This is a genomic window from Pseudomonas sp. KH_027 (assembly GCF_057838565.1).
Map to the genome: position 1 here is coordinate 1,612,276 of NZ_CM174470.1, position 26,468 is coordinate 1,638,743.

24 protein-coding genes are annotated in these 26,468 nt (G+C 61.6%); 16 read left to right on the forward strand and 8 right to left on the reverse strand.

All coding sequences use genetic code 11. The annotated features are described in order from the left end of the window. Window positions 1-403 precede the first annotated feature (403 nt). The 6 genes from fadB to AC3IYG_RS07605 all read left to right on the forward strand — a co-directional run bounded on the left by fadB (window position 404) and on the right by AC3IYG_RS07605 (window position 7,708). Window positions 404-2,551, forward strand: a complete 2,148-nt coding sequence (gene fadB, locus AC3IYG_RS07580) for a fatty acid oxidation complex subunit alpha FadB (protein WP_489313176.1) — start codon at window positions 404-406, stop codon at window positions 2,549-2,551. A 28-nt stretch (window positions 2,552-2,579) separates the two neighbouring features. Continuing rightward, complete coding sequence (gene fadA, locus AC3IYG_RS07585) at window positions 2,580-3,755, forward strand: acetyl-CoA C-acyltransferase FadA (protein WP_489313177.1); 1,176 nt, start codon at window positions 2,580-2,582, stop codon at window positions 3,753-3,755. Window positions 3,756-3,845: 90 nt separating this feature from the next. Next, on the forward strand, window positions 3,846-4,082 hold the full coding sequence (locus AC3IYG_RS07590) for a DUF1653 domain-containing protein (protein WP_489313178.1): 237 nt from the start codon (window positions 3,846-3,848) through the stop codon (window positions 4,080-4,082). A gap of 114 nt (window positions 4,083-4,196) precedes the next feature. Further along, on the forward strand, window positions 4,197-6,806 hold the full coding sequence (topA, locus tag AC3IYG_RS07595; RefSeq protein WP_489313179.1) for a type I DNA topoisomerase: 2,610 nt from the start codon (window positions 4,197-4,199) through the stop codon (window positions 6,804-6,806). A gap of 74 nt (window positions 6,807-6,880) precedes the next feature. Further along, window positions 6,881-7,399 carry a DUF6586 family protein gene (locus tag AC3IYG_RS07600; protein ID WP_489313180.1) on the forward strand — a complete coding sequence of 173 codons (519 nt, stop codon included), beginning with the start codon at window positions 6,881-6,883 and terminating at the stop codon, window positions 7,397-7,399. Window positions 7,400-7,474: 75 nt separating this feature from the next. Then, window positions 7,475-7,708, forward strand: a complete 234-nt coding sequence (locus tag AC3IYG_RS07605) for a hypothetical protein (protein ID WP_489313181.1) — start codon at window positions 7,475-7,477, stop codon at window positions 7,706-7,708. 163 nt (window positions 7,709-7,871) lie between these two features. On the opposite strand, the gene sulA is transcribed toward AC3IYG_RS07605, so the two are convergent. Both sulA and lexA read right to left on the reverse strand, forming a co-directional pair. Continuing rightward, window positions 7,872-8,345: an SOS-induced cell division inhibitor SulA gene (gene sulA / locus AC3IYG_RS07610; RefSeq protein ID WP_489313182.1), complete on the reverse strand. Its 474-nt coding sequence runs from the start codon at window positions 8,343-8,345 to the stop codon at window positions 7,872-7,874. Between the two features lie 9 nt (window positions 8,346-8,354). Beyond that, the gene (gene lexA / locus AC3IYG_RS07615) at window positions 8,355-8,963 is read right to left on the reverse strand and encodes a transcriptional repressor LexA (RefSeq protein ID WP_489313183.1); all 609 of its coding nucleotides are present in this window, start codon (window positions 8,961-8,963) and stop codon (window positions 8,355-8,357) included. A gap of 274 nt (window positions 8,964-9,237) precedes the next feature. Between lexA and AC3IYG_RS07620 the strand changes: the two genes are divergently transcribed. From AC3IYG_RS07620 to AC3IYG_RS07635, 4 genes are read left to right on the forward strand one after another with little or no spacing between them, the layout of a single operon-like run. Continuing rightward, window positions 9,238-9,945, forward strand: coding sequence for a TetR/AcrR family transcriptional regulator (locus tag AC3IYG_RS07620; protein ID WP_489313184.1), 708 nt, complete (start codon window positions 9,238-9,240; stop codon window positions 9,943-9,945). Between the two features lie 47 nt (window positions 9,946-9,992). Continuing rightward, window positions 9,993-10,523 carry a L,D-transpeptidase family protein gene (locus tag AC3IYG_RS07625; protein WP_489313185.1) on the forward strand — a complete coding sequence of 177 codons (531 nt, stop codon included), beginning with the start codon at window positions 9,993-9,995 and terminating at the stop codon, window positions 10,521-10,523. Between the two features lie 33 nt (window positions 10,524-10,556). Next, window positions 10,557-11,555 (forward strand): beta-N-acetylhexosaminidase, encoded by a 999-nt coding sequence (nagZ, locus tag AC3IYG_RS07630; RefSeq protein WP_489313863.1) that lies wholly within the window; start codon window positions 10,557-10,559, stop codon window positions 11,553-11,555. 11 nt (window positions 11,556-11,566) lie between these two features. Continuing rightward, the gene (locus AC3IYG_RS07635) at window positions 11,567-12,304 is read left to right on the forward strand and encodes an S-methyl-5'-thioinosine phosphorylase (protein WP_489313186.1); all 738 of its coding nucleotides are present in this window, start codon (window positions 11,567-11,569) and stop codon (window positions 12,302-12,304) included. A gap of 113 nt (window positions 12,305-12,417) precedes the next feature. Here the strand turns inward: AC3IYG_RS07635 and AC3IYG_RS07640 are convergent, their stop codons facing one another. Then, entirely contained in the window at window positions 12,418-12,942 is a 525-nt protein-coding gene (locus tag AC3IYG_RS07640; protein ID WP_489313187.1) for a CsiV family protein, read from the reverse strand. A gap of 54 nt (window positions 12,943-12,996) precedes the next feature. Next, window positions 12,997-16,443 (reverse strand): transcription-repair coupling factor, encoded by a 3,447-nt coding sequence (gene mfd, locus AC3IYG_RS07645; RefSeq protein ID WP_489313188.1) that lies wholly within the window; start codon window positions 16,441-16,443, stop codon window positions 12,997-12,999. A 140-nt stretch (window positions 16,444-16,583) separates the two neighbouring features. Between mfd and AC3IYG_RS07650 the strand changes: the two genes are divergently transcribed. The 3 genes from AC3IYG_RS07650 (at window position 16,584) to sthA (ending at window position 20,762) form a co-directional block, all read left to right on the forward strand. Continuing rightward, on the forward strand, window positions 16,584-18,050 hold the full coding sequence (locus tag AC3IYG_RS07650; protein WP_489313189.1) for a glyceraldehyde-3-phosphate dehydrogenase: 1,467 nt from the start codon (window positions 16,584-16,586) through the stop codon (window positions 18,048-18,050). A gap of 137 nt (window positions 18,051-18,187) precedes the next feature. Continuing rightward, complete coding sequence (locus AC3IYG_RS07655) at window positions 18,188-19,177, forward strand: FAD:protein FMN transferase (protein WP_489313864.1); 990 nt, start codon at window positions 18,188-18,190, stop codon at window positions 19,175-19,177. A gap of 190 nt (window positions 19,178-19,367) precedes the next feature. Further along, a complete protein-coding gene (sthA, locus tag AC3IYG_RS07660; RefSeq protein ID WP_489313190.1) occupies window positions 19,368-20,762 on the forward strand; it encodes a Si-specific NAD(P)(+) transhydrogenase in 1,395 nt (464 codons plus the stop codon). A 51-nt stretch (window positions 20,763-20,813) separates the two neighbouring features. Here sthA and AC3IYG_RS07665 read toward each other — a convergent pair whose 3' ends face one another. From AC3IYG_RS07665 to AC3IYG_RS07675, 3 genes are read right to left on the reverse strand one after another with little or no spacing between them, the layout of a single operon-like run. Continuing rightward, window positions 20,814-21,536, reverse strand: coding sequence for a glycerophosphodiester phosphodiesterase (locus AC3IYG_RS07665; RefSeq protein WP_489313191.1), 723 nt, complete (start codon window positions 21,534-21,536; stop codon window positions 20,814-20,816). Further along, window positions 21,533-21,856: a phosphodiesterase gene (locus AC3IYG_RS07670; RefSeq protein ID WP_489313192.1), complete on the reverse strand. Its 324-nt coding sequence runs from the start codon at window positions 21,854-21,856 to the stop codon at window positions 21,533-21,535. Before AC3IYG_RS07670 ends, AC3IYG_RS07665 begins: the two co-directional genes overlap by 4 nt. A 19-nt stretch (window positions 21,857-21,875) precedes the next feature. After that, window positions 21,876-22,448: a PilZ domain-containing protein gene (locus tag AC3IYG_RS07675; protein WP_489313193.1), complete on the reverse strand. Its 573-nt coding sequence runs from the start codon at window positions 22,446-22,448 to the stop codon at window positions 21,876-21,878. A gap of 115 nt (window positions 22,449-22,563) precedes the next feature. Between AC3IYG_RS07675 and AC3IYG_RS07680 the strand changes: the two genes are divergently transcribed. The 3 genes from AC3IYG_RS07680 to AC3IYG_RS07690 are packed head-to-tail and all read left to right on the forward strand — an operon-like array spanning window position 22,564 to window position 25,749. After that, window positions 22,564-23,814: a lipoprotein-releasing ABC transporter permease subunit gene (locus AC3IYG_RS07680; RefSeq protein ID WP_489313194.1), complete on the forward strand. Its 1,251-nt coding sequence runs from the start codon at window positions 22,564-22,566 to the stop codon at window positions 23,812-23,814. Between the two features lie 7 nt (window positions 23,815-23,821). Continuing rightward, window positions 23,822-24,505, forward strand: a complete 684-nt coding sequence (lolD, locus tag AC3IYG_RS07685; RefSeq protein ID WP_489313865.1) for a lipoprotein-releasing ABC transporter ATP-binding protein LolD — start codon at window positions 23,822-23,824, stop codon at window positions 24,503-24,505. Continuing rightward, window positions 24,505-25,749: a lipoprotein-releasing ABC transporter permease subunit gene (locus tag AC3IYG_RS07690; RefSeq protein WP_489313195.1), complete on the forward strand. Its 1,245-nt coding sequence runs from the start codon at window positions 24,505-24,507 to the stop codon at window positions 25,747-25,749. The genes lolD and AC3IYG_RS07690 overlap by 1 nt, the downstream gene beginning before the upstream one ends. A gap of 64 nt (window positions 25,750-25,813) precedes the next feature. Here the strand turns inward: AC3IYG_RS07690 and AC3IYG_RS07695 are convergent, their stop codons facing one another. Then, window positions 25,814-26,374 carry a DUF2062 domain-containing protein gene (locus AC3IYG_RS07695; RefSeq protein ID WP_489313196.1) on the reverse strand — a complete coding sequence of 187 codons (561 nt, stop codon included), beginning with the start codon at window positions 26,372-26,374 and terminating at the stop codon, window positions 25,814-25,816. Window positions 26,375-26,468: the final 94 nt, after the last annotated feature.

Consider the following 26,468-nt stretch of genomic DNA (forward strand, 5'->3'; position numbering starts at 1 on the left):
GGTCTATGCCGCCGTGTTGAGACGACTGTACCCGGCGCGTGAGGATTTGGCTAGGTGTGCGCTGGATCACTCTCGATCACTGCCGGATGTCGGCTGAATACCCGCGTATTGGCTCCGTTTATAACGCCTGCGAAGAGACTTTCGCGTCAGGGGAGCGGCGGCGGCGGCGTGCAGTGCCGCAATTGACAAGCGCGCGCTTTTGCTCGAAGGTGTGCGCACCCGAATCAAACGGGCGTATGAATCAAGTGTTTGCTTCGTGCAACACGGTTCATCACAGCCCGAATATCGCGTCGGCGGGTGTGTCAGGCTGATCGAGGCTATCCTCGACGGTCCTGCTGCGGGTGAGCCCGCTGCTTGGCGTCCGACGTGTACTGTTCAGCTTCCATACCGTGGAGATCAGTTGATGATTTACGAAGGTAAAGCCATCACGGTTAAGGCTCTTGAGAGTGGCATCGTCGAATTGAATTTCGACCTCAAGGGTGAGTCCGTCAACAAATTCAACCGTCTCACACTGGCCGATCTGCGCCAGGCGGTGGACGCCATCAAGGCAGATGGTTCGATCAAGGGCGTGATCGTCACCAGTGGCAAAGACGTGTTTATCGTCGGCGCCGATATCACTGAGTTCGTCGACAACTTCAAGTTGCCCGACGAAGAGTTGGTGGCCGGTAACCTCGAAGCCAACAAGATCTTCAGTGATTTTGAAGACCTCGGCGTGCCAACCGTTGCAGCGATCAATGGCATTGCTCTGGGCGGCGGTTTTGAAATGTGCCTGGCCGCGGATTACCGCGTCATCGCTGACAGCGCCAAGATTGGCCTGCCGGAAGTCAAACTGGGCATCTACCCGGGTTTTGGCGGCACCGTGCGTCTGCCGCGCGTTATCGGTACCGATAACGCCATCGAGTGGATCGCTTCGGGCAAGGAAAACAAAGCGGCCGATGCCCTGAAAGTAGGCGCGGTCGATGCTGTGGTTGCGGCCGACAAGCTGCAAGCCGCGGCCTTGGACCTGGTCAAGCGCGCCATCTCCGGCGAGCTGGATTACAAAGCCAAGCGTCAGCCGAAGCTGGAAAAAATCAAGCTCAACGCCATCGAGCAGATGATGGCCTTCGAAACCGCCAAAGGTTTCGTTGCAGGCCAGGCCGGCCCTAACTACCCGGCACCGGTCGAAGCGATCAAGACCATCCAGAAAGCGGCCAACTTCGGCCGTGAAAAAGCCCTGGAAGCCGAAGCTGCTGGTTTCGTGAAGCTGGCGAAAACGTCCGCTTCGCAGAGCCTGGTCGGTCTGTTCCTGAACGATCAGGAATTGAAGAAAAAAGCCAAGGCCTATGATGAAGTGGCCAAGGACGTGAAGCTGGCGGCCGTACTCGGCGCGGGCATCATGGGTGGCGGTATCGCCTACCAGTCCGCAGTCAAGGGCACGCCGATCCTGATGAAGGATATTCGCGAAGACGGCATCCAGATGGGGCTCAACGAAGCTTCCAAGCTGCTGGGTAACCGCGTCGCCAAAGGCCGCCTGACTGCTGCGAAGATGGCTGAAGCCCTGACCGCCATCCGTCCGACCATGTCCTACGGTGATTTCGGCAACGTCGACATCGTCGTCGAAGCCGTGGTCGAAAACCCGAAGGTCAAGCAAGCGGTACTGGCTGAAGTGGAAGGCAAGGTCAAAGAAGACACCATCCTGGCCTCCAACACCTCGACCATTTCCATCAGCTTGCTGGCCAAGGCGCTCAAGCGTCCGGAAAACTTCGTCGGCATGCACTTCTTCAACCCGGTGCACATGATGCCGTTGGTGGAAGTGATCCGTGGCGAGAAGTCCAGCGAAGTGGCGGTTGCCACCACCGTTGCCTACGCCAAGAAGATGGGCAAGAGCCCGATCGTGGTCAACGATTGCCCGGGTTTCCTGGTCAACCGCGTGCTGTTCCCGTACTTCGGCGGCTTCTCCAAGCTGATCAGCGCCGGCGTCGACTTCGTGCGTATCGACAAAGTCATGGAGAAATTCGGCTGGCCCATGGGCCCGGCTTACCTCTCCGACGTGGTCGGCATCGACACCGGTCACCATGGCCGTGACGTAATGGCTGAAGGCTTCCCGGATCGTATGGCCGTTGAAGGTCGTACCGCCGTTGATGTGATGTACGAAGCCAACCGCCTGGGTCAGAAGAACGGCAAAGGTTTCTACGCTTACGAGATGGACAAGCGTGGCAAGCCGAAGAAAGTGACCGACCCGGTTGCCTACGAAGTGCTCAAGCCGGTGATCACCGAGCAGCGTGAAGTGACCGATGAAGACATCATCAACTTCATGATGATCCCGCTGTGCCTGGAAACCGTACGTTGCCTGGAAGACGGTATCGTCGAAACCGCAGCTGAAGCCGATATGGGCTTGATCTACGGCATCGGCTTCCCTCCCTTCCGTGGTGGTGCGCTGCGTTACATCGACTCCATCGGTGTAGCTGAGTTCGTCGCCCTGGCTGACAAGTACGCCGACCTGGGCGCGCTGTACCACCCCACCGCGAAGCTGCGTGAGATGGCCGCCAACGGTCAGAGCTTCTTCGGTTAAGCGCGGAACATAGAGCGAGAGTGAATTTATGAGCCTGAATCCAAGAGACGTGGTGATTGTCGACTTCGGTCGTACCCCGATGGGTCGTTCCAAGGGTGGCATGCACCGCAATACCCGCGCCGACACCATGTCCGCGCAACTGATCACTGGCGTGCTGGCACGCAACCCCAAGGTCGATCCGGCCGAAGTGGAAGACGTGATCTGGGGCTGTGTGAACCAGACCCTGGAACAAGGTTGGAACATCGCGCGGATGGCGTCGCTGATGACTCCGATCCCGCACACCAGCGCTGCGCAAACCGTCAGCCGCCTGTGCGGTTCCTCCATGAGCGCCCTGCACACTGCGGCACAGGCGATCATGAGCGGCAACGGTGACGTGTTCGTCATCGGTGGCGTGGAGCACATGGGCCACGTTGGCATGATGCACGGTGTCGATCCGAACCCGCATCTGTCCCTGTATGCCGCCAAAGCGTCGGGCATGATGGGTCTGACCGCTGAAATGCTCGGCAAGATGCACGGCATCAGCCGTGAGCAGCAGGATGCATTTGGCCTGCGCTCGCACCAGTTGGCGCAAAAAGCCACCGTCGAAGGCAAGTTCAAGGATGAAATCATCCCGATGCAAGGCTACGACGAGAACGGTTTCCTGAAAGTTTTCGACTACGACGAAACCATTCGTCCGGAAACCACCCTGGAAAGCCTGGCTGCTCTGAAGCCTGCCTTCAACCCGAAAGGCGGCACCGTGACGGCGGGTACTTCCTCGCAGATCACCGACGGTGCTTCCTGCATGATCGTCATGTCGGCACAGCGCGCTCAGGACCTCGGCATCCAGCCGATGGCCGTGATCCGTGCCATGTCGGTGGCGGGTGTTGACCCGGCGATCATGGGTTACGGTCCGGTGCCGGCCACCCAGAAAGCATTGAAGCGTGCGGGCCTGACCATGGCTGACATCGACTTCATCGAGCTCAACGAAGCCTTCGCGGCACAGGCCCTGCCCGTGCTGAAGGATCTGAAAGTGCTCGACAAGATGAACGAGAAGGTTAACCTGCACGGCGGCGCGATCGCCCTGGGTCACCCGTTCGGCTGCTCCGGTGCGCGTATCTCCGGTACCTTGCTGAATGTGATGAAGCAAAACGGCGGTACCTTCGGCGTGTCCACTATGTGTATCGGGCTCGGCCAAGGCATCACCACCGTCTTCGAACGCATCTAAGCGTTCGGCGATGTGTAACCGGGGCCCAGTGCCCCGGTTTTTTATTTTTTGCTCGGATATTTTTTATTTTGCTGTAGAAGGAGTCGCACGATGCAGCTGCAACCTGGTCTCTATCGTCACTACAAAGGCCCTGAATACCGCGTGTTCGGTGTTGCCCGGCACTCCGAGACAGAAGAGCAGGTAGTGGTTTATCAGGCGCTTTACGGCGATTACGGCCTCTGGGTGCGTCCGCTGAGCATGTTTCTCGAGTCCGTCGAGGTGGACGGCCAGAGCGTGCTGCGCTTTGCTTTGATTCAGGCCGAACCGGACCTCTTTGTGCGGCCCTGAGCCGACATCGAATTTGCCGCACGCTTGACCTCACCTTAGTCACCACTATATATAGCGGTGCCGCGAGAGGCGCCTCCCGCCTTTCACTTCTCGAATTCAGGAAATTTCCGATCCATGGGCAAATCGCTGGTCATCGTGGAATCCCCGGCCAAGGCCAAGACCATCAACAAGTATTTGGGCAACCAATACGTGGTGAAGTCGAGCATCGGCCATATCCGTGACCTGCCTACCAGCGGTTCGGCCAGTGCCAGCAAAGAGCCGGTCAAGCGCGGCAAGGCCGCTGCGGCCGAAGCGCCGCAGTTGACGCCCAAGGAAAAAGCCAAGCGCCAGTTGGTCGCGCGCATGGGGGTCGATCCCGAACATGGCTGGAAAGCCAAGTACGAGATCCTGCCCGGCAAGGAAAAGGTCGTCGAAGAGCTGCGCCGTTTGGCCAAGGATGCCGACACCATCTATCTCGCAACCGACTTGGACCGCGAGGGAGAGGCGATTGCCTGGCACTTGCGCGAAGCCATCGGTGGCGATGACAGCCGCTACAAGCGCGTGGTGTTCAACGAGATCACCAAGAAAGCCATCCAGGAAGCCTTCTCCAAGCCGGGCGAGCTGGATATCAACCGGGTCAACGCGCAACAGGCGCGGCGCTTCCTCGATCGGGTGGTGGGCTACATGGTCTCGCCGCTGCTCTGGGCGAAAATTGCCCGCGGCTTGTCGGCCGGCCGTGTGCAATCGGTTGCGGTAAAGCTGGTGGTGGAGCGCGAACGGGAAATCCGTGCGTTCAACCCGGAAGAATACTGGGAAATCCACGCCGACCTCGGCACAGCCAAAGGCGCCAACGTGCGTTTTGAGGTTGCCCGTGAGAATGGCGAGGCGTTCAAGCCGCTGAATGAACAACAGGCCATGGCGGCGCTGGAGAAGCTCAAGGCTTCCAGCTACAGCATCGTCAAGCGTGAAGACAAGCCGACCAGCAGCAAGCCGTCGGCGCCGTTCATCACTTCCACCTTGCAGCAGGCGGCGAGCAATCGCCTCGGCTTCGGTGTGAAGAAGACCATGATGATGGCCCAGCGTCTGTATGAGGCTGGCTACATCACCTATATGCGTACCGACTCGACCAACCTCTCGGCCGATGCCGTGAGCATGGTGCGCGACTTCATCGAAGGCGAGTTCGGCAAGAAGTACCTGCCGGCCAAACCGAATGTCTACAGCAGCAAGGAAGGCGCGCAGGAAGCGCACGAGGCGATTCGCCCCTCGGACGTCAACCTCAAGCCGACCCAGCTGTCCGGCATGGAACGTGATGCCGAGCGTCTGTATGAGCTGATCTGGCGCCAGTTCGTGGCCTGCCAGATGCCGCCAGCGGAATACCTGTCGACCACCGTCAGTGTGGCGGCTAGTAAGTTCGAATTGCGCGCCAAGGGCCGTATTCTCAAGTTCGACGGCTATACCCGCGCATTGCCGCAGGTCAGCAAGCCGGGCGATGACGATGTGCTGCCGGACATGAGCGAAGGCGAAGTGCTGAAGTTGCTCAAACTCGATCCGAGCCAGCACTTCACCAAGCCGCCTGCGCGTTTCTCCGAAGCCAGCCTGGTCAAGGAGATGGAGAAGCGCGGTATCGGCCGTCCATCGACCTACGCCGCGATCATCTCGACGATTCAGGAGCGTGGCTACGTCGCGTTGCACAACCGTCGCTTCTACTCGGAAAAAATGGGCGACATCGTTACCGAGCGTCTGTCCGAGAGCTTCTCCAACCTGATGGACTATGGCTTCACCGCCGGCATGGAAGAGCATCTGGACGATGTGGCCCAAGGCGAGCGCGATTGGAAGCATGTGCTCGATGAGTTCTACGGCGACTTCAAGGGCAAGCTCGAAGTGGCTGCCGAGGCTGACAATGGCATGCGTGCCAACCAGCCGACGCCGACGGATATCGCCTGCCGCGAGTGCGGTCGACCGATGATGATCCGGACCGCCTCGACCGGCGTATTCCTCGGCTGCTCGGGTTACAGCCTGCCGCCGAAAGAGCGCTGCAAGTCGACCATCAACCTGATTCCCGGCGACGAAATCGCCGCTGACGATGAAGGCGAGTCCGAATCCCGGGTGCTGCTGGGCAAGCATCGCTGCGCGATCTGCAGCACGGCGATGGATGCCTACCTGCTGGATGAAACCCGCAAGCTGCACATCTGTGGCAACAACCCCGATTGCGTGGGGCATGAGATCGAGCAGGGCCAATACCGCATCAAGGGCTATGAAGGTCCGAGCCTGGAGTGCGACAAGTGCGGCAGCCAGATGCAACTGAAGACCGGCCGCTTCGGCAAGTTCTTCGGTTGCACCAATGCCGAGTGCAAGAACACCCGTAAGTTGCTGAAAAGCGGCGAGCCGGCGCCACCGAAGATGGATGCGGTGAAGATGCCGGAGCTCAAGTGCGAGAAGGTCAACGACACCTACGTGCTGCGTGACGGTGCTTCCGGCCTGTTCCTGGCCGCCAGCCAGTTCCCGAAGAACCGCGAGACCCGCGCGCCTCTGGTGCTGGAATTGATTCCACACAAAGACGAAATCGATCCGAAGTATCACTTCCTGATCGAGGCGCCGAAGAAGGACCCGGACGGTCGTCCGGCGGTGATCCGCTACAGCCGCAAGACCAAGGAACAGTACGTGCAGACCGAAGTAGAGGGCAAGCCGACCGGTTGGCGTGCGTTCTACGACGGCGGCAAGTGGAAAGTCGAAGACAAGCGCTGAGCGGAATCGTATAGGGCGCGCCGACGCCAGTCGGCGCGCGTATATTGACCGTATCTGCCGTGGAGGGCGCCCTGATGGCCCACGAACTCTATACCCGCACCAACCAGAAGCTCTATTTTGCCGGCCTGGCCCTGGATGCCTGGCACCAGGCGGAAGAGGGGCGTGCGATGAACGCCCAGGCGCTGATCCAGGCCGAACGCGAGGCCGCGTTATTCCACCTGTACGGTGGGTTGTTGGGGCTTTGCCATGAAATCGCCGGTTATTACCGGGTCGCGCAGCTCGATGTCCCTCGGGTGGAACTGCTACTGACCAAGGCGGTACTGGACGCGGCGCCCAGCCCGGAACTGGCTGAACTGGTTGAGCTGGCGCAGCAGTCGGAAACCTGGTTGGCGCAGTTGCTGGCGGCCTACGCCGCGCTGTTCCAGCCGCCCCAGGCGCCGAAAAAGGCCAAAGTCGACCCGACGTTGCCCTTGATCGAGTCGTTGAGCCTGGATGATGACGAGCTGGTTTTGACGCGCTTGCAGCTGCAAGACTGGCGTCAGCAGCTGAAAGTGCTGGCCTTGCGCTTTCGTGAGTCGCTCAGCGAGTGTTGAGTCGGTGGATGGGTGGGCTAGGGGAGAGACCGAGCTGGCTGGTACACTAACGGTCTTTCGTGGAGATTAGATTTTATGCCTACATCGTTTCTTGAAATTGTCGAGTTGCCCGACGGGCGCATCGCCCTTCGTCGTGCCGAGGATGAAGAGGCGTTGGTGGTTCTGGATTTTTCTGCCGATGCCAAGGCTTTTCTGCAAGGCCACCATATTGAAGTCGCCAAAGCCATGCTGAATGTCGGCGTGCAAATGGCAGGCCGGCTGGCTGAAGGCGATTTCGAGCGTGAAGAAGGGCCGCGCGTCCTTCACTGACAAGCGCGTTACGCTCGAGGTTCTTACCTTGTTCGTGCGGTTCCTTTTGTGCTGTTTTCCTCTTGCCAGCCACATCACCCCCGGTTGAACACTGTCCCGGGCCCCGCAAAGGCCTGCGAGTGGCGCATTCCTATGCGGTCAACTGCTGAGCGCCCATTGGCGGTCAGCCCAGGCTGATATTCAGGCTTTGTGCTTTGCCCAAGCGAGCGGCAGCGGCGAGTTGCTCGCGTGCCGGACGATGCAGTGGGTGCAGCCAGCTCACGACGGTATGGCTGCGACCCAGGCGCAGTGCTTCGCAAGCCAGGTCCAGGGCACTCTGTTCGCCGCGCGGTTGCAGCAGCAGGATGCGTTCGCGATTCAGCCCCGCTTCCCGCAGCCAGGCTTGGGTCAGGCTGGCAGGCGGGGCGATCAGCGTCAGCCAACGGGCATCCTGTTCCTGGCTCAGTTCGCGCAGCATGGGGGCAAGCAGGTGTAGGCAGTTCCCGGCGGCGCCGCGCAGCGACAGTTCGCTGAACGTTTCCGGCTCATCAAACCAGGCTGATTCCGCAGCTTCGGTTAGCAGCGGTGTCACCGGTTGAGCCAGAAAGGCTTCGAACAGTGGAAGCTGTGTACGGTTCAACGATTGCGGGAACTGCATAACGTCTCCTCAGCGGCGGATAACGCCGACACTCAAACCTTCGATCACCAGATCCTGGGTTTCCAGGTCTACTTCGATGGGCGCGAACTCGGGGTTTTCGGCAATCAGCCAGACCTTGTCGCCTTCGCGCTTGAAGCGTTTCACCGTTACCTCGTCGTCCAGGCGTGCCACGACGATCTGGCCGTTGCGTGCTTCCTGGGTGGTATGTACGGCGAGCAAGTCGCCATCGAATATGCCGATGTCTTTCATGCTCATGCCGCGTACACGCAACAGGTAGTCGGCGCGGGGATGGAAGAACGCGGGGTTGATACGGCAGGATTCTTCGATATGTTGTTGTGCGAGAATCGGTGCGCCGGCGGCGACGCGACCGATGATCGGCAAGCCGTCTTCCTCGGTGCTCGGCTCAAAGCCGGGAATGCGGATGCCACGTGAGGCGCCAGGGGTCATTTCAATGGCGCCTTTGCGGGCAAGCGCCTTGAGGTGTTCTTCGGCGGCATTGGGTGACTTGAAGCCCAGTTCCTGGGCGATCTCTGCCCGGGTCGGCGGGTAGCCGTTGTCTTCAAGACAGCGCTTGATAAAGGCAAGAATCTCGGCTTGGCGTGGCGTCAGTTTCAGCATTTTTTTGGCTCTGTCTTTTTATACAGTGACTGGGATTATATACAGTGATCGAGACTTGGCAATCCTCCTTTTTTCGCTCCAGGGGATTTTCTGTCGATAACCGCGAAGCGGGCTTGTTACCTCGGGGGATTGGCGGACGTCTTGCTAGCATAAGGGTGCAATTGGCGCGGTGATGAAAGTTCGTGACTGGTCAGCCGAAAGGCGGCTCGCAAGACTTGACAAGCTTGCGACTTGAAACGTATGTTTCAAACAAGTGTTTGTTAGGTGGTATTCCATGGCCCAGTCAGAAACCGTTGAGCGTATCCTTGATGCCGCTGAACAACTGTTCGCGGAGAAAGGTTTCGCTGAGACGTCGTTACGCTTGATCACCAGCAAGGCCGGCGTCAACCTGGCGGCGGTGAACTATCACTTCGGCTCGAAAAAGGCGCTTATCCAGGCAGTGTTCTCGCGTTTTCTCGGGCCTTTCTGCAGCAGTCTCGAGAAAGAGCTGGATCGCCGCCAAGCCAAAGCCGACAGCAAGACCAGCCTGGAAGACTTGCTGGAAATCCTCGTCGAGCAAGCCCTGGCGGTGAAGCCGCGCAGCGGCAATGACCTGTCTATTTTCATGCGTCTGCTGGGATTGGCCTTCAGCCAGAGCCAGGGTCACCTGCGCCGTTACCTGGAAGACATGTACGGCAAGGTATTCCGCCGCTACATGCTGCTGGTGCATGAGGCTGCGCCACGGATTCCGCCTATCGAGCTGTTCTGGCGGGTGCATTTCATGCTCGGTGCGGCGGCTTTCAGCATGTCTGGGATCAAGGCACTGCGCGCGATTGCCGAGACCGACTTCGGGGTGAATACCTCGATTGAGCAGGTGATGCGCCTGATGGTGCCATTCCTGGCTGCGGGCATGCGTTCTGAAACCGGGGTGACCGACGAAGCCCTGGCCAGTGCACAGCTGCGCCCGCGCAGCAAAACTGCAGCGGCTACCGCCAAGGTCTGACCTCAAGCGGTGGGCGTGGCCGAGCTGATCGGCTAAGCTAGCCGCCCATGAGCGCCCTCGATCTTCTGCATATTTCCCTCGCCGACCAATGCCTGTATGGCTTCGCCAACGGGCAGTTGCTGCTGCGCCTGGGGGTTTCAACTGCGCGCAATGGGCCGGGTGAGCAGAATGGCTCCGGCTGCACGCCGCGCGGCTTGCACCAGGTGCGGGCAAAAATCGGTGAAGGGCTGCCGCTGGGTGCGGTGTTGCGTGGGCGACGCTGGACGGGGGAGGTCTGGTCTGCGGCGCTGAGCGAGCAGTTTCCCGAGCGCGATTGGATTCTCACGCGCATCCTCTGGTTGAGTGGCTGTGAGCCGGGGCGCAATCGTCTCGGTGCGGTGGATACCTTCCGTCGCTATGTCTACCTGCATGGCACCCCGGACACCGAGCCGATGGGGGCGCCGCTCTCCCACGGCTGTATTCGCCTGCGCAACCAGGATGTACTGGAACTCTTTGCCCGTGTGCCCGTCCACTGCGCGGTACAGATAGATGAAGCGCCGTGCCCGGCATGGGCGGCGGCCGTCGTTAAACGTCAATAGAGCCTATTTAAGGATTTTGTTATGACCTCTGGCCTGCAAGGCTCATTGATGCTGGACATCAGCGGCACCTGGCTGACCGCTGAAGACCGCCACCTGCTGCGCCAGCCGCAAGTGGGCGGGCTGATCCTGTTCGCGCGCAATATCGAACATCCGCGTCAGGTGCGTGAGTTGTCTGCGGCAATCCGGGCCGTGCGGCCAGATTTATTGCTGGCTGTGGATCAGGAGGGTGGGCGGGTACAGCGTCTGCGCCAAGGTTTTGTGCGTTTGCCGGCAATGCGGGCGATCGCCGACAACGCCAATGCCGAGTGGCTGGCCGAGCAGTGCGGTTGGTTGATGGCCAGCGAAGTGTTGGCGGTGGGACTGGACCTGAGTTTCGCCCCGGTGCTCGATCTGGATTATCAGCGCAGTGCGGTCGTTGGGAGCCGGGCCTTCGATGGCGACCCCGAGCGGGCGACACGGCTGGCCGGCGCCTTCATCCGCGGCATGAACGCCGCCGGCATGGCTGCTACGGGCAAGCATTTCCCTGGCCACGGCTGGGCGGAGGCGGATTCGCACGTCGCCATTCCGACCGACGAGCGTAGCCTGGAGCAGATTCGCGCCACCGATCTGCGACCTTTTGCGGCGTTGAGCAAGCAGTTGGCCGCGGTGATGCCGGCCCATGTCATTTACCCGCAGGTGGATGCCCAGCCGGCGGGCTTCTCCCGCCGTTGGCTGCAGGACATCCTGCGGGGTGAGTTGCAGTTCGACGGGGTGATCTTCAGCGATGATCTGTCGATGGCTGGCGCCCATGTGGTGGGTGATGCGGGGAACCGCATCGAGGCAGCCTTGAGCGCCGGCTGCAACATGGGTCTGGTGTGCAACGACCGCGCTGCCGCCGAGTTGGCCCTGAGTGCTTTGCAACGCCTCAAGGTGCAACCGCCAGTGGGCCTGGGGCGGATGCGCGGCCAGGCCTTCCCGACTACCGAATGCCGCCAGAGCCCGCGCTGGTTGCAGGCTGTGGGTGCCTTGCAGGCCGCCCAGTTGATTGATTAAGGAAACCCGACATGACTGTCTACGCCATTATCGGCGGCACCGGCCTGACCGAGCTGGAAGGCCTGACCATCAGCGCCGTGCTGAACCTGGATACGCCTTATGGGGCGCCTTCCGCACCTGTGCTGCGCGGTCACTATGCGGGCCGTGAAGTACTGTTTCTCGCGCGCCATGGCCATCCGCATCGTATTGCCCCGCACCAGGTGAATTACCGGGCCAACGTCTGGGCGCTCAAGCATGCGGGAGCCCAGGCGATCATAGCGGTGAATGCCGTCGGCGGTATTCACCCGGCCATGGGTACCGGGCATTTCTGCGTGCCGCACCAGATCATCGATTACACCTCGGGGCGCGAGCACACCTACTTCGCCGGTGAACTGGAGCATGTGACCCATGTGGATTTCAGCTACCCCTACGATGCCGCGCTGCGCGAGCAGTTGACGGCCGCGCTGGCGGCACAGGGCTGTGCGTACAGTGGGCATGGCGTGTATGCCTGCACCCAGGGCCCACGGTTGGAAACGGTGGCCGAGATCGCCCGGCTGGAACGCGATGGGTGCGACATCGTCGGCATGACCGGCATGCCCGAGGCTGCCCTGGCGCGCGAGCTGGAGCTGCCTTACGCCTGCCTGGCGCTGGTGGTGAACCCGGCCGCCGGCAAGTCCAATACGGTGATCACTATGGCTGAAATCGAGCGCGCGCTCGCCGATGGCATGGGCAAGGTCAAAGCCACGCTGGCGCAGGTATTGGCGGGCTGACGGTGTTTCTGCAGCGATAAAAAAGGGCCGCTTACTCAGCGGCCCTTTTTATTGCCCGTGAAGGGCTTGTTTCAAGCCGCGCGGGTCACGTGCGGTAGCCTGTTAGGCGGTTCTCAGAGCGGGGTGATGCGGATCAGCATGCCCAGGCTGGAGTGATCCAGGTAGGTCAGCTCGCCGCTCTTCAGGCGGGCGCCCTGCTTGAAGCGTTCGCTGCCGGTCAGCAGACCGTCGGCGTCGAACTGGTTGATCCAGAAATCGCTTTCCAGGTCGACGAAACGCAGCTGTTTCAGGCTCAACGTGCCTTCCACCGGGGAGTGGCCGAACTGCTGCTTGCCGCTCGACAGGGCGACTTTCGTCGCGGCTTCGCCAACGCTCTGTTGCCAGGCCTGGTGCAGCAATACTTCGTAGCCATTGGCGGCGGTGAGCTTGGCGGCTTCGGCGTTCAAGGCCGTACCGCGTTCACTGCCGGCAGCCACTGCCTGCGCGCCGGCGGCCCATTCATCCGGTGCGGTCTGGCTGGCTGGAACCGGTTCGCCAGCCTGGCGAAACAGGATCAGTTCGACCTGATACAGGCCCTCGGCGAAGGCTGTCGGGGTGGCCAGCGTGAGTAACAGAAGCAGGTGACGAAACAAGCGCATGGGCTAATCCTTCATGGGTGTTTGGCGAGTCGCCTGGACGCGTCGCGACAGCATCTAGGTGGCTTTTGGGGTCAGGCGCTCGAAGAGTGCCTCGATTGTATTGAATCGCTCTTCCGGGCGCTCCATCGGGACCTGGAATTTGAACTGGGTGGCGCCTTCGAACTTGTAGCGCGTCGGTTGGCCCTGGATCAATTTGATCAGCACCAGGGGATCGACCTTGGTGTCGGCGGCAAATTCGATGCGTCCACCCTGCGGGCCGGCGTCGAGCTTCTTGATCCCCAGCTGTTCGGCCTGCAGTTTCAGCAGGGTCAGGCGCACCAGGTTCTTGCTCGGCTCCGGCAGCAGACCGAAGCGGTCTATCATCTCGACTTGCAGCTCCTTCAGGCTGTCTTCATCGGCCGCCGAGGCGATGCGTTTGTAGAGGATCAGGCGGGTGTGCACGTCCGGCAGGTAGGCGTCGGGAATCAGGGCCGGTACTCGCAGGTTGATTTCCGGCCCGCCGCCGAGCGGCTGATCCAGGTTGGGCTGCTCGCCCTTGCGGATGGCTTTCACCGCGCGTTCGAGCATTTCCATATAGAGGGTAAAACCAACCGCCTGGATCTGCCCGCTCTGGCCATCGCCGAGCAGTTCGCCGGCACCGCGGATTTCCAGGTCGTTGGTCGCCAGCACGAAGCCGGCGCCGAGGTCCTGGGTGTTGGCGATGGCCTCCAGGCGCTTTTCCGCATCCGGGGTCATCTGCTTGCGCGGTGGCGTCAACAGGTAGGCGTAGGCCTGGTGGTGGCTGCGCCCGACCCGGCCGCGCAACTGGTGCAGCTGCGCCAGGCCGAACTTGTCGGCGCGCTCGATGATGATGGTATTGGCGCTCGGCACGTCGATACCGGTTTCGATGATGGTCGAGGCGATCAGCACGTTGAAGCGCTTGTGGTAGAAGTCGCTCATCACCTGTTCCAGGTCGCGCTCGCGCATCTGCCCGTGGCCGATGCCGATGCGCGCCTCGGGCACCAGTTCGGCGAGGTCGGCGGCGCATTTCTCGATGGTTTTCACATCGTTGTGCAGGTAATAGACCTGGCCGCCGCGCAGCAGCTCACGCAGCAGGGCCTCTTTGATGATCGGCTTCTGTTGTTCCATGACGAAGGTGCGCACCGACAGGCGACGCGCCGGCGGCGTGGCGATGATCGACAGGTCGCGCATGCCCGATACGGCCATGTTCAGTGTGCGCGGGATCGGCGTAGCGGTCAGGGTGAGGATGTCGACTTCGCTGCGCAGGGCCTTGAGCTGCTCTTTCTGGCGTACCCCGAAGCGGTGCTCTTCGTCGATGATCACCAGACCGAGGTTCTTGATCTTCACATCGTCCTGCAGCAGCTTGTGGGTGCCGATGATGATGTCGATCTTGCCTTCGACCAATTGCTGCACCGCCGTCTCGATCTCCTTGTTCGACTTGAAGCGGCTCATGACCTCGACCGTTACCGGCCAGTCGGCGAAGCGGTCGCGAAAGCTGTTGTAGTGTTGTTGGGCGAGCAGGGTGGTCGGCACCAGAATCGCCACCTGTCGGCCGCTGTGTACGGCAATGAAGGCGGCGCGCATGGCCACTTCGGTCTTGCCGAAGCCGACATCGCCGCAGACCAGGCGATCCATGGGCTTGGGCGCCAGCATGTCGGCCATCACGGCGTCGATGGTGGTCTGCTGATCCAGGGTTTCCTCGAAGGGGAAGCCGGCGCTGAAGGTGGCGTAGTCGGCCAGCGGGTCCTTGAAGGCATAGCCTTCGCGGGCGGCGCGGCGGGCATAGATGTCCAGCAGTTCGGCGGCCACATCGCGGACCTGCTCGGCGGCCTTGCGCTTGGCCTTCTGCCAGGTTTCCGAGCCGAGCCGGTGCAAGGGCGCCAGGGCGTCATCGCTGCCGGTGTAGCGGGCGATCAGGTGCAGGCTGGCGACAGGCACATACAGCTTGGCCTCGTCGGCGTAGGCGAGCATGAGAAATTCGGCGGTCTGGTTGTCGACGTCCAGGGTGGCCAGGCCGAGGTAGCGGCCGACGCCATGGTCGATATGCACCACCGGCGCGCCTTCGCGCAGCTCGGTGAGGTTCTTGATCACCGCATCGCCATTGTCGCTGCGTTTTTCCCGGCGCCGGCGCTGCATCACCCGTTGCCCGAACAGCGGGCTTTCGGCGATCAGCGCTACCGCGGGCTGATCGAGCAGCAGGCCGTCATCCAGCGGCGCGATGGTAATCGCCAGGCGTTCTGAGCTGTCGATGAAGTCCTGCCAGCCGTCGACCGCCTGTGGTCGCAGGTGCAGGCGCGCCAGCAGTTCCAGCAGGACTTCGCGGCGCCCGGCGGATTCGGCGGTGAACAGCACGCGGCCGGGGAATTCGTCGAGGAACTGCGCCAGGGCCGCCAGTGGTTGGTTGGCCTTGGCCTGGATCGCCAGGTCAGGCAGGTCGCGGGCGGGGAAGCGCTCGCGGCCGACGCCGGCATCCACGTCCTGCTGGCTGACCACCACGCGCGGCCAGTTCTTCAGGCGGGCGAAGCAGTCTTCGACCGGCAGGAAGAGTTCGGTCGGCGGTAGCAGCGGGCGCTCGAGGTCGACGCGGCGTTCTTCGTAGCGGTTGCGCACGTCGTTCCAGAAGTGCTCGCTGGCCTGTTCGATGCCCGGCAGGGAAAACACCTGGGTATCCGTCGGCAGGTAGTCGAACAGGGTGGCGCTTTCGTCGAAGAACAGCGGCAGGTAGTACTCGATGCCGGCAGGGGTGATGCCGCTGTTGAGGTCCTGGTAGATGGTGCAGCGCCGGAAATCGACGTCGAAGCGCTCGCGAAAGCGGGCGCGAAAGCCGGTAACGGCTTCTTTGTTCAGCGGAAATTCGCGCGCCGGCAACAGGCGGATCGACTCGACTTTGTCGATCGAGCGCTGGGTTTCCGGATCAAAGGTGCGCAGGGTTTCGATCTCGTCATCGAACAGGTCGATGCGATACGGCAGCGGATTGCCCATCGGGAACAGGTCGATCAGCGCGCCGCGCACGGCAAATTCGCCGTGTTCATAGACCGTATCCACGCAGCGGTAGCCGGTGGCCTCCAGGCGCGTGCGCATCTGCTCGACATCGAGCTTCTGTCCGACATCCAGCACCAGGCTGCTGCCGAGCAGAAAACGCGTCGGCGCCAGGCGGTGCAGGGCGGTGGTGATCGGTACGACCAGAATGCCGTGGGTCAGTTCCGGCAGCCGATAGAGGCTGGCAATGCGCTGGGAAATGATGTCCTGATGCGGCGAAAACACGTCATAGGGCAGGGTTTCCCAGTCCGGGAAGTGCAACACCGGCAGTTCCGGCGCGAAGAAGCGCAGTTCCTGCTCCAGGCGTTCGGCGCTCTGGCTGTCGGCAGTCAGCAGCAGGGTGAAGCGTTTGGCCGTGCTGGCGGCTTCAGCAATAGCTAAGCTGAGCGCAGCGCCGGGCAAGTTGCCCCAGTGTTGTTTGCCGGAAGCGGCAGGCAGAGTGGGTAGGCGCAATACGGACACGAGTGGTCGTGGCTCCGGTCGAGGGTTGACCGGGCGGATTGTAACTATCCGCGCGATCTGCTGTCAGTGTTTCGTCCGCTGCAGATTGCTCCCGGTTGCCGGGACCGTCATAATGTAGCCCCTTTTTTCAGCCCCTACATATGTCGAAGGTACTGCCCGTGACTCAGAAGCCTGACCAGTGTCTTGGTGAATGGATTGATCGTGAAGCGCTCGCCGAGGCGATGATTCCGCTGATCGGTCAGCTCTACCGCAATAACAATGTGGTGAGCTCGATCTATGGCCGCAGCCTGATCAACCGTTCGGTGATTGCGATCCTCAAAGCACACCGTTTTGCTCGCCACCGCCAAGCGGACGACAGCGAACTGTCGGTGCACGAGACCTTTGCCGTTCTCAAGGAAATGAGCGGGCTCAAGTTGGGCGCCGCCTCGGTCGACCTGGGCAAGATGGTCGTCAAGTTCAAGACCGAAGCCAATGGCCGCAGCATCGAGAAGTTCGTCCGTGACGAACTGGCCGATGTGGTCGGCAAGCAGAATGGTACCGCCCGCAAAGGCACCGACGTGGTGCTGTACGGTTTTGGTCGGATCGGCCGCCTGCTGGCACGCATCCTGATCGAGAAAACCGGTGGTGGCGACGGCCTGCGCCTGCGCGCCATCGTCGTGCGCAAGGGCGCGACCAATGACCTGGTCAAGCGCGCCAGCCTGCTGCGGCGCGACTCGGTGCATGGTCCGTTCGACGGCACCATCACCGTCGACGAAGAAAACAACACCCTGACGGCCAACGGCAACCTGATTCAGGTGATCTACGCCAAAGAGCCGAAAGAAGTGGATTACACCCAGTACGGCATCGACAACGCGCTGCTGGTCGATAACACCGGCGTCTGGCGCGATGCCGAGGGCCTGGGTCAACACCTGGCCTGTCCGGGTATCGATCGCGTGGTGCTGACCGCACCGGGCAAGGGCAAGCTGAAGAACATCGTGCATGGCATCAACCATGGCGAAATCAGCGCTGACGACAAGATCATTTCCGCCGCTTCCTGCACCACCAACGCCATCGTGCCAGTGCTCAAGGCGGTGAATGACAAGTTCGGCATCGTCAATGGCCACGTCGAAACCGTTCACTCGTACACCAACGACCAGAACCTGATCGACAACTTCCACAAGGGCGATCGTCGTGGTCGCAGTGCGCCGTTGAATATGGTGATCACCGAGACCGGCGCAGCCACTGCGGCGGCCAAGGCGTTGCCGGAGCTGGCGGGCAAGTTGACCGGTAACGCGATTCGCGTGCCGACGCCGAACGTGTCGATGGCGATCCTCAACCTGAACCTGGAAAAGCCTTCCACCCGCGAAGAGATGAACGAGTACCTGCGCTACATGGCGCTGCACTCGGATCTGCACAAGCAGATCGATTTCGTCAATTCGCTGGAAGTGGTGTCCACTGACTTCGTCGGCTCGCGTCACGCCGGTGTGGTCGACGCCGAAGCGACCATCTGCAATGACAACCGCGTTGTGCTGTACGTCTGGTACGACAACGAATTCGGTTACAGCTGCCAGGTGGTGCGCGTGATGGAAGACATGGCCGGGGTCAACCCGCCAGCCTTCCCGCACTGAGTGCGCGAAACCAGGTAAACAACAGGACGGGAGCTTTGGCTCCCGTTCTGCATTTTACGATCCGGATGGCTGTACGGTGCCGATCCATTGGTTTGTTGGCTCGAGGGGGTGCTGTGGGATTCGTGTTGTTGCCGTCGATGTCGAGCGTCGTGCTGGCGGTACTGCTGGCCGGATGCGGCTTGTCCGAGGGGCTCGCAGAGCTCAGTGGCCCGACCATGGGCAGCCGTTATTCGATCAAGTTCGTGCCGACGCCCAGCACGCCGGCCGCGGATAACGTCAAGGTCGAGGTCGAGGCGATCCTGGCTGAGGTCGACCAGCAGATGTCGACCTACCGCAGCGATTCGGCGGTCGAGCGTTTCAATCAATTGCCGGCTGACAGCTGTCAGGCCATGCCAGAACCGGTGCTGGAACTGGTGCGGGCCGGCGAAGCTCTGTCGCAGCAGAGCGCCGGAGCCTTCGATTTGACGGTCGGGCCCTTGCTCGAACTGTGGGGCTTTGGCCCGCAATCGCGCGGCCAGCGCGTGCCGAGCGCGGCGCAAGTGGCGCAGGCGCTGGCCTTGGTCGGCCATCGGCATGTGCGCATCGATGGCCAGCAGTTGTGTAAAGACCTGGCCGTGCAGCTCGATCTCAATGCTATTGCCGCCGGTTATACGGTGGACCGGATTGCGCAGCGGCTGGGTGAACTGGGCATCGACAACTACCTGGTGGATGTCACTGGCGAGTTGAAGGCGCGGGGGCGCAAAGCCGATGGCTCGCCCTGGCGCGTGGCGATCGAAGCGCCGCGCGACGACCAGCAGGTTGCGCAGCGGCTGCTGCAACTGGATGGCTATGCTCTATCCACCTCGGGCGACTACCGCAATTACTTCGAGGAGAGCGGCAAGCGCTATTCCCACACCCTCGACCCGCACACCGGCGCGCCTATCACGCACAACCTGGCGGCGGTCACCGTGGCTCATTCGTCGGCCCTGCAAGCCGATGGGCTATCGACTTTACTGATGGTGCTCGGCCCGGAGCGCGGAATGGCGTTCGCCGAGCAGGCCGGGATTGCGGCTTTTTTCGTGAGTCGTGAAAGTGGCGGCTTTGTCGCCCGAGGCACGACTGCCTTCGAGCGCCAATTTGCGCCATAACGACAAGGCGCACAGGCGGATTAGCGGATGTAGTGGAGGCAAAGCTCGCCTACCACGCGACCAAGCGCTAATGTGCAGCGCCAAGCAGCACAGTTAAGCTGCATTTGATATTCGAGTTGCCACGACACGGGCTGTCGTGGCCTTGCCAAGGGCGCAAGCGGGTGTCCTGGTCTGTACCAGAGGAGTAAACATGGCGGTCTACAACTACGACGTAGTGGTGCTGGGTTCGGGGCCAGCGGGCGAAGGGGCGGCGATGAACGCCGTCAAAGCCGGGAAAAAGGTTGCCGTGGTCGACAATCGTCGCGAAGTCGGCGGCAACTGCACGCACCTCGGCACCATCCCGTCCAAGGCGCTGCGTCACTCGGTGCGGCAGATCATGCAGTTCAACACCAACCCGATCTTTCGGCAGATCGGCGAGCCGCGCTGGTTCTCCTTCCCCGATGTGCTGAAAAGCGCGGAGCGGGTGATTTCCAAGCAGGTCACCTCGCGCACCGGTTACTACGCGCGCAATCGCGTCGATCTGTTCTTCGGTACCGGCAGTTTTGCCGATGAGCAGACCATCGAAGTGGTATGCCCGAACGGCGTGGTGGAGAAGCTGGTCGCCACGCAGATCGTCGTGGCCACCGGCTCGCGTCCGTATCGCCCGGCTGACATCGATTTCAGCCACCCACGGGTCTACGACAGCGACACCATCCTGAACCTCAGCCACACCCCGCGCCGCCTGATCATCTACGGTGCCGGGGTGATCGGTTGCGAGTACGCGTCGATTTTCAGCGGCTTGGGTGTGTTGGTCGACTTGATCGACAACCGTGACCAGTTGCTGAGCTTCCTCGATGGCGAAATCTCCGATGCGCTCAGCTACCACCTGCGCAACAACAATGTGCTGATCCGTCACAACGAGGATTACGAGCGCATTGAGGGGGTGGATAACGGCGTGGTGCTGCACCTGAAATCCGGCAAGAAGATCAAGGCCGATGCATTGCTCTGGTGTAACGGGCGTACTGGCAACACCGACAAACTTGGCCTGGAAAACATTGGCATCAAGGTCAACAGCCGTGGCCAGATCGAGGTCGACGAGCGCTATCGAACCAGCGCCTCGAATGTCTATGCGGCGGGCGATGTGATCGGCTGGCCGAGTCTGGCCAGTGCCGCGTTCGACCAAGGTCGTTCGGCCGCCGGCAGCATCATCGAGGACGGCAGTTGGCGTTTTGTCGACGACGTGCCGACGGGTATCTACACGATTCCGGAGATTAGCTCGATCGGCAAGACCGAGCATGAGCTGACCCAGGCGAAGATCCCCTACGAGGTGGGCAAGGCCTTCTTCAAGGGTATGGCGCGCTCACAGATCGCCGGCGAGCCGGTGGGCATGCTGAAGCTGCTGTTTCACCGCGAAACCCTGCAAATACTGGGCGTGCACTGCTTCGGTTACCAGGCCTCGGAGATCGTCCATATCGGCCAGGCGATCATGAACCAGAAGGGCGAGGCGAACAGCATCAAGTACTTCGTCAATACCACCTTCAACTACCCGACCATGGCGGAAGCCTATCGGGTGGCGGCGTTCGACGGTCTCAACCGGCTTTTTTGAGCGGCTCCGACCGGTGGCCTGAACCGGTCGGGGGCGATGACTTTTTAGGTGTCAGCGATTCGCGAGAGTGGCGCTGGCCAAACCGGGAAAGTCTGTAATCAGGCTGTCCACGCCGAAGTCGGCGAGCCGGCGCATCAGCGCCGGCTCGTTAACCGTCCATACCGACACGTGCAGCCCCTGCTTCTGGGCTCTGAGCAGGCGTTCCGGGGTGCACAGCGTCCAGTTCAGCGCCAGCAAGGTGCAACCGTAGTTCTGCGCCACCTTGAGTGGGTCGAGCCAGGCATACTCCGCCACCAGGCCACGGGACAACTCCGGGGTCAGGCGTGTCAGGGCGCGCAGCACTTCCCGCGAGCTGGAGGTGACGGTGACCTTGTCGACCAGGCCGAAGCGCTGCGCCAATGCCTGAATCGCCAGCACGGTGCGCGCGGCGCGAACCCGTGAGGCGCTTTTCACTTCCAGCTGCCAGTGCTCGAAGTCGCACTTCTCGAACAGCTCCTCCAGGCGTGGGATCGGGCAGGGGTGCACCCAGCCCGGGCCGCCTTTGCGCGCGTCGTAGGTCGCCAGTTCGGCGGCCCCGTGCTCCACCACCTTGCCACGGTGGCCGGTAGTGCGCTTCAGGGTCGGGTCGTGGATCACCATCAGTTCGCCGTCGCGCGACAGATGCAGGTCCAGTTCGCAGCGGCGCACGCCGTGCTCCAGGCAGCGCTGGAAACTGCTCAGGGTGTTTTCCGGTGCTTCGCCCTTGGCGCCGCGGTGGCCGTAGATCAGGGTCACGGTTGCTCCTTGACTGGCTGTTGCTGCTGGTTTGGTTCGGTTGGGTAGCGCGGCTGGTGGTGGCGCACGCTGTCGACTACCTGGCCGCTTTCGAAGTAGACGCTGAACTCGCGGTAGTCCCAGCGGCTGATGGGCGGTTTGCCAACGGCGGGATGTTCTTCATCGGGCAGGCCAAAACGCTCGAGCACTGTGTGCTGCGACTGGCCGCGAGTGGGCAGGGCGATAGTCGTTTGCCCTTGCTGGCCAACCGGGATCTCGAGGGTTTCAGCGAAGCCGGGAAGCGGCAGCAGCAGGGCGATCAGCAGAACGAAGCGCGACATCGGCATCTCTTTAGGCGAGTTAGGCGTTTTCGCGGGCCAGCCGGCGTTGCAACGCCTGCTTTTGCAGAATATGCCGAGCGAGCAGTTGGCGCTGGGCGTCGGTCAAGGCTTCAAACTCGGTGCCAATCTCAAAAAGGCCGTTATCGCGTTGCCGGCAGTGGATCACCTGGGCGCGCAACAGCAGTCCCAGGGCTTGCGGCATCAGCACCATCTTGATCGCCAGGTGCGCGCCGACGGTCACCGCTTGCGCGTGGTCGAAGCTGACCCCGCCTTCTGAGAGGGTCACCTGCGTGGGCGTGCCGATGTCACGCAGCAGGCTTTGCGCAAGGGCCTGGCCGAGCAGGTCGATACGTTTGTTGATGACCTTCAGGTAGTTGGCCAGGGTGCGATCGCGCTCACTGATCTGCCGCAGCAGGTGCTGCGACTCGAAATCGGTCAGGTGCAGATCGCTGAGCAGATTGAACAGCGGCGAGGCGTCGTGCAGCACCTCACTGGCGAGCGCGTCGGCGCCCGACAAGAGGCTGAATTCCAGTGCGATCGTGTCCTCGATACGATAGTATTCGCGGCGATCATCTTCATCTTGTGACGTCATGGCGAACCCATGGCAAGGGTGGTGGTCAGAGTGTAAGGCCGCTTGCCAAGCCCCGCCACTCTGCAATTCGAGCCAGCAGGACGACTCCTCTTTCGCCAGCGAATCAACTTCCTCTATGTTCAGACCGCTGTCCGTATTTATCGGCGCCCGTTATACGCGCGCAAAACGCCGCAACCATTTCGTTTCGTTCATCTCCCTGACTTCGATGATCGGGCTCGCCCTCGGCGTGCTGGTGATGATCGTGGTGCTGTCGGTGATGAATGGCTTCGATTACGAGATGCGCACCCGCGTACTCGGCATGGTGCCGCACGCCACGGTCGAGTCGGCCGAGCCGATCAGCGACTGGCGCAGCATGGCTGCCAAGGTGCTCAAGCACCCGCAAGTGCTGGCCGTCGCGCCGTTCACCCAGATGCAGGGCCTGCTGACTCACGATGGCAAGGTGCAGAAGGTGTTGATCAATGCGGTGGACCCGCAGGAAGAACGCCAGGTGTCGATCATCGACAAGTTCTTTCTGCAGGGCGGCCTCGATGACCTCAAGGCCGGCGCATTCGGCATCGTCATCGGCGATAAGGCGGCGGCCAAGCTGGGGGTGACGATCGGCGACAAGATCACCTTCGTCGCCCCGGAAGTCACGGTCACGCCGGCGGGTATGTTTCCGCGGCTCAAGCGCTTCACAGTGGTCGGAATTTTCCATGTGGGGGCCGGTGAAATCGACGGCTACCTGGCGCTGACCAACCTCAATGACATCGCCCGGCTGCACCGCTGGAAGGCCGATCAGGTGCAGGGCCTGCGGCTCAAGTTCGCCGATCTGTTCCAGGCGCCGCGCACGGCCTGGGAGATTGCCGGGCAACTGGGCGACAAGGATTACTACGCGCGGGATTGGACCCGCACCCACGGCAACCTGTATCAGGCGATCCGTATGGAGAAAGCCATGATCGGTTTGCTGCTGCTGCTGATCGTGGCGGTGGCGGCGTTCAATATCATTTCCACACTGGTGATGGTGGTTACCGATAAAAAGGGTGATATCGCCATTCTGCGCACCCTGGGCGCGACGCCACGGCAGATCATGCTGATTTTCATGGTCCAAGGCACGGTGATCGGTGTGGTCGGCACCTTGATCGGTGCGGTGCTCGGGATTATCTCGGCGCTTAACGTGAGCAGCTGGATCGCCGCCCTGGAGCGCCTGCTGGGCCTTAAATTCCTCAATGCCGATGTGTATTTCATCGACTATCTACCTTCGAAGCTGATGAGCGAAGACGTGCTGCTGGTGTGTGCCGCCGCGTTGCTGCTGAGCTTCCTCGCCACTCTTTATCCGGCCTGGCGTGCGGCGCGCACCCAGCCCGCGGAGGCGCTACGTTATGAGTGACTTAGCCATGCAAGACCGAGCCGTTCTGAGCTGCCGCAACCTGGGCAAGAGCTATGAAGAAGGCCCGCAATCGGTGGTGGTGCTCGCCGGCCTGGAGCTGGAGCTGCATCCGGGCGAGCGGGTGGCGATTGTCGGCAGCTCGGGCTCGGGCAAGAGTACCTTGCTGAATATGCTCGGCGGCCTCGATACGCCCAGCACGGGCAGCGTCTGGCTGGCCGGCGAAGAGCTCTCGGCGCTGAATGAGAAGGCCCGTGGCCTGCTGCGTAACCGCGCCCTCGGGTTCGTCTACCAGTTCCATCATCTGCTGCCGGAGTTCACCGCGCTGGAGAACGTCTGCATGCCGTTGTTGATCGGCCGTGTCGCGATTCCCGAAGCGCGTAAGCGGGCGACGGCCTTGCTCGAACGGGTTGGGCTGGGCCATCGCCTGGCGCACAAGCCGGCCGAGCTGTCCGGTGGTGAGCGCCAGCGTGTGGCCATCGCCCGTGCCCTGGTCAACCAGCCCGGGCTGGTGCTGCTGGACGAGCCGACCGGCAACCTCGATCACCATACGGCGCAGGGCATCCAGGATCTGATGCGCGAGCTGAGCAGCGCCTCGAAAACCGCATTCCTGGTGGTGACCCACGACCTGGATCTCGCCCGGCAGATGGACCGCGTGCTGCGCCTGGAAGACGGCAAGTTGGTGGCCGCCTGATGTTTCGCCCGCTGAGTGTCTTCATCGGCCTGCGCTATACCCGCGCCAAGCGCCGCAATCATTTCATCTCCTTCATTTCCCTGACCTCGATGATCGGTCTCGCCCTGGGCGTGCTGGCGATGATCGTGGTGCTCTCGGTGATGAACGGTTTCCAGAAGGAAATGAGCTCGCGGATTCTCGGCATGGTGCCGCACGCGACCATCGCCAACGTGCAGCCGCTGGATGACTGGCATGCTGTGGCGGAGGCGGCGATGAAGAACCCGCAGGTCACCGCGGCCGTGCCGTTCAGCGAGTTGGAAGGCATGCTCTCGTACAAGGGCACGATGCAGCCGATTCAGATCAATGGCGTCGATCCGCGCGAAGAGACCAAGGTGTCGATTATCGGTCAGCACATCGTCCAGGGCAGTTTGGCCGATCTCAAGGCCGGCGACTTCGGCATCGTCATCGGCGAAATCACGGCCCGCCGTTTCCGCCTGAATGTCGGCGACAAACTGACCCTGATCATCCCGGAGCTCAGCTCGGCGCCCGGCGGCATTACCCCGCGGATGCAGCGCCTGAACGTGGTCGGGGTGTTCAAGGTCGGTGCCGAGCTGGACAGCTCGCTGGCGCTGATCCATGTTGCCGACGCCGCGCAGTTGCAGCGCATGCAACCGACCCAGGTGCAGAGCGTGCGGTTGGCGCTGAAGGATCTGTACCAGGCGCCGCAGGTTGCTGCAGCGATAGCCGCTGAGCTCGGCGCCGACTACCGCGCCAGCGACTGGACGCGGACCCAGGGCAGCCTGTTCAGCGCGATGAAGATGGAAAAAACCATGATCGGCTTGCTGTTGCTGCTGATCGTTGCAGTGGCGGCGTTCAACATCATCGCCACGCTGATCATGGTGGTCGCCGATAAAGGCGGCGATATCGCCATCCTCCGTACCCTGGGTGCCACGCCTGGGCAGATCATGGCGGTGTTCATGGTTCAGGGCACTGTGATCGGGGTGATCGGCACGCTGATCGGCGGTGTGCTGGGGGTGATCGCCGCGTTGAATGTCAGTGCCGTGGTCGGCTGGCTGGAGCGGGTCAGCGGCCAGCAGATTTTCAGTTCGGACGTGTACTTCGTCAGCAACCTGCCTTCTGAGCTGCAAGCCTTCGACGTCGTGCTGATTTGTGTGGCGGCCTTCACCTTGAGTTTCCTGGCGACGCTCTATCCATCCTGGCGTGCCGCGCAGATCCAGCCGGCGGAAGCCTTGCGCTACGAGTGAGTCATCCGCCAGCCCATGCAAAACGCCGCCCTCGAGCGGCGTTTTGCATTTCCGGCAAGGCCACTCACAGGCTCGGCTTGCGCCGCGCGGCTTGGCGTTTCTGCCAACTATGCCGCACCCACCAGCGCCAATAGAGCATGGTCAGCAGATAGCCGCAGATCCCGGCGAGCATGCCGCACACCACCGAACCGAGCAGGAAGGGTTGCAGGATGGGTTTCCACAGCAGTTGGATCAGTTCCCAGGATGGTTCATCGAAAAAGTGACTGATCCGCGGCCAGACCTGCACGGAAATCTCGTCAGCCGGAACTTGCAGAAGCCAGGCGCCCATCTTGTAGGTGCAGTAGAAAACCGGAGGCATGGTGATGGGGTTGGTCAGCCACACCAGCCCGACCGAGATCGGCAGGTTGCCGCGTACCATCACCGCCAGGCAGGCCGCCAGCAGCATCTGCAGGGGCAGGGGGATGAACGCCGCAAACAGCCCCATGGCCATGGCGCGGGCCACGGAGTGACGATTCAGGTGCCAGAGGTTGGGGTCGTGCATCAGGCTGCCGAGAAAGCGCAGTGACTTATGCTCCCTGATGGTATCTGGGTTGGGCATGTAGCGCTTGAACAGGCGGCGCGGCATAAAAGCTCTCTGGCAGGGCATAAGGCGTCGATTATGCCAAGATTGTAGGTGTTCTAGCTTCTGACTTTGTGACAACAAATAAGCGGGGCCGGGT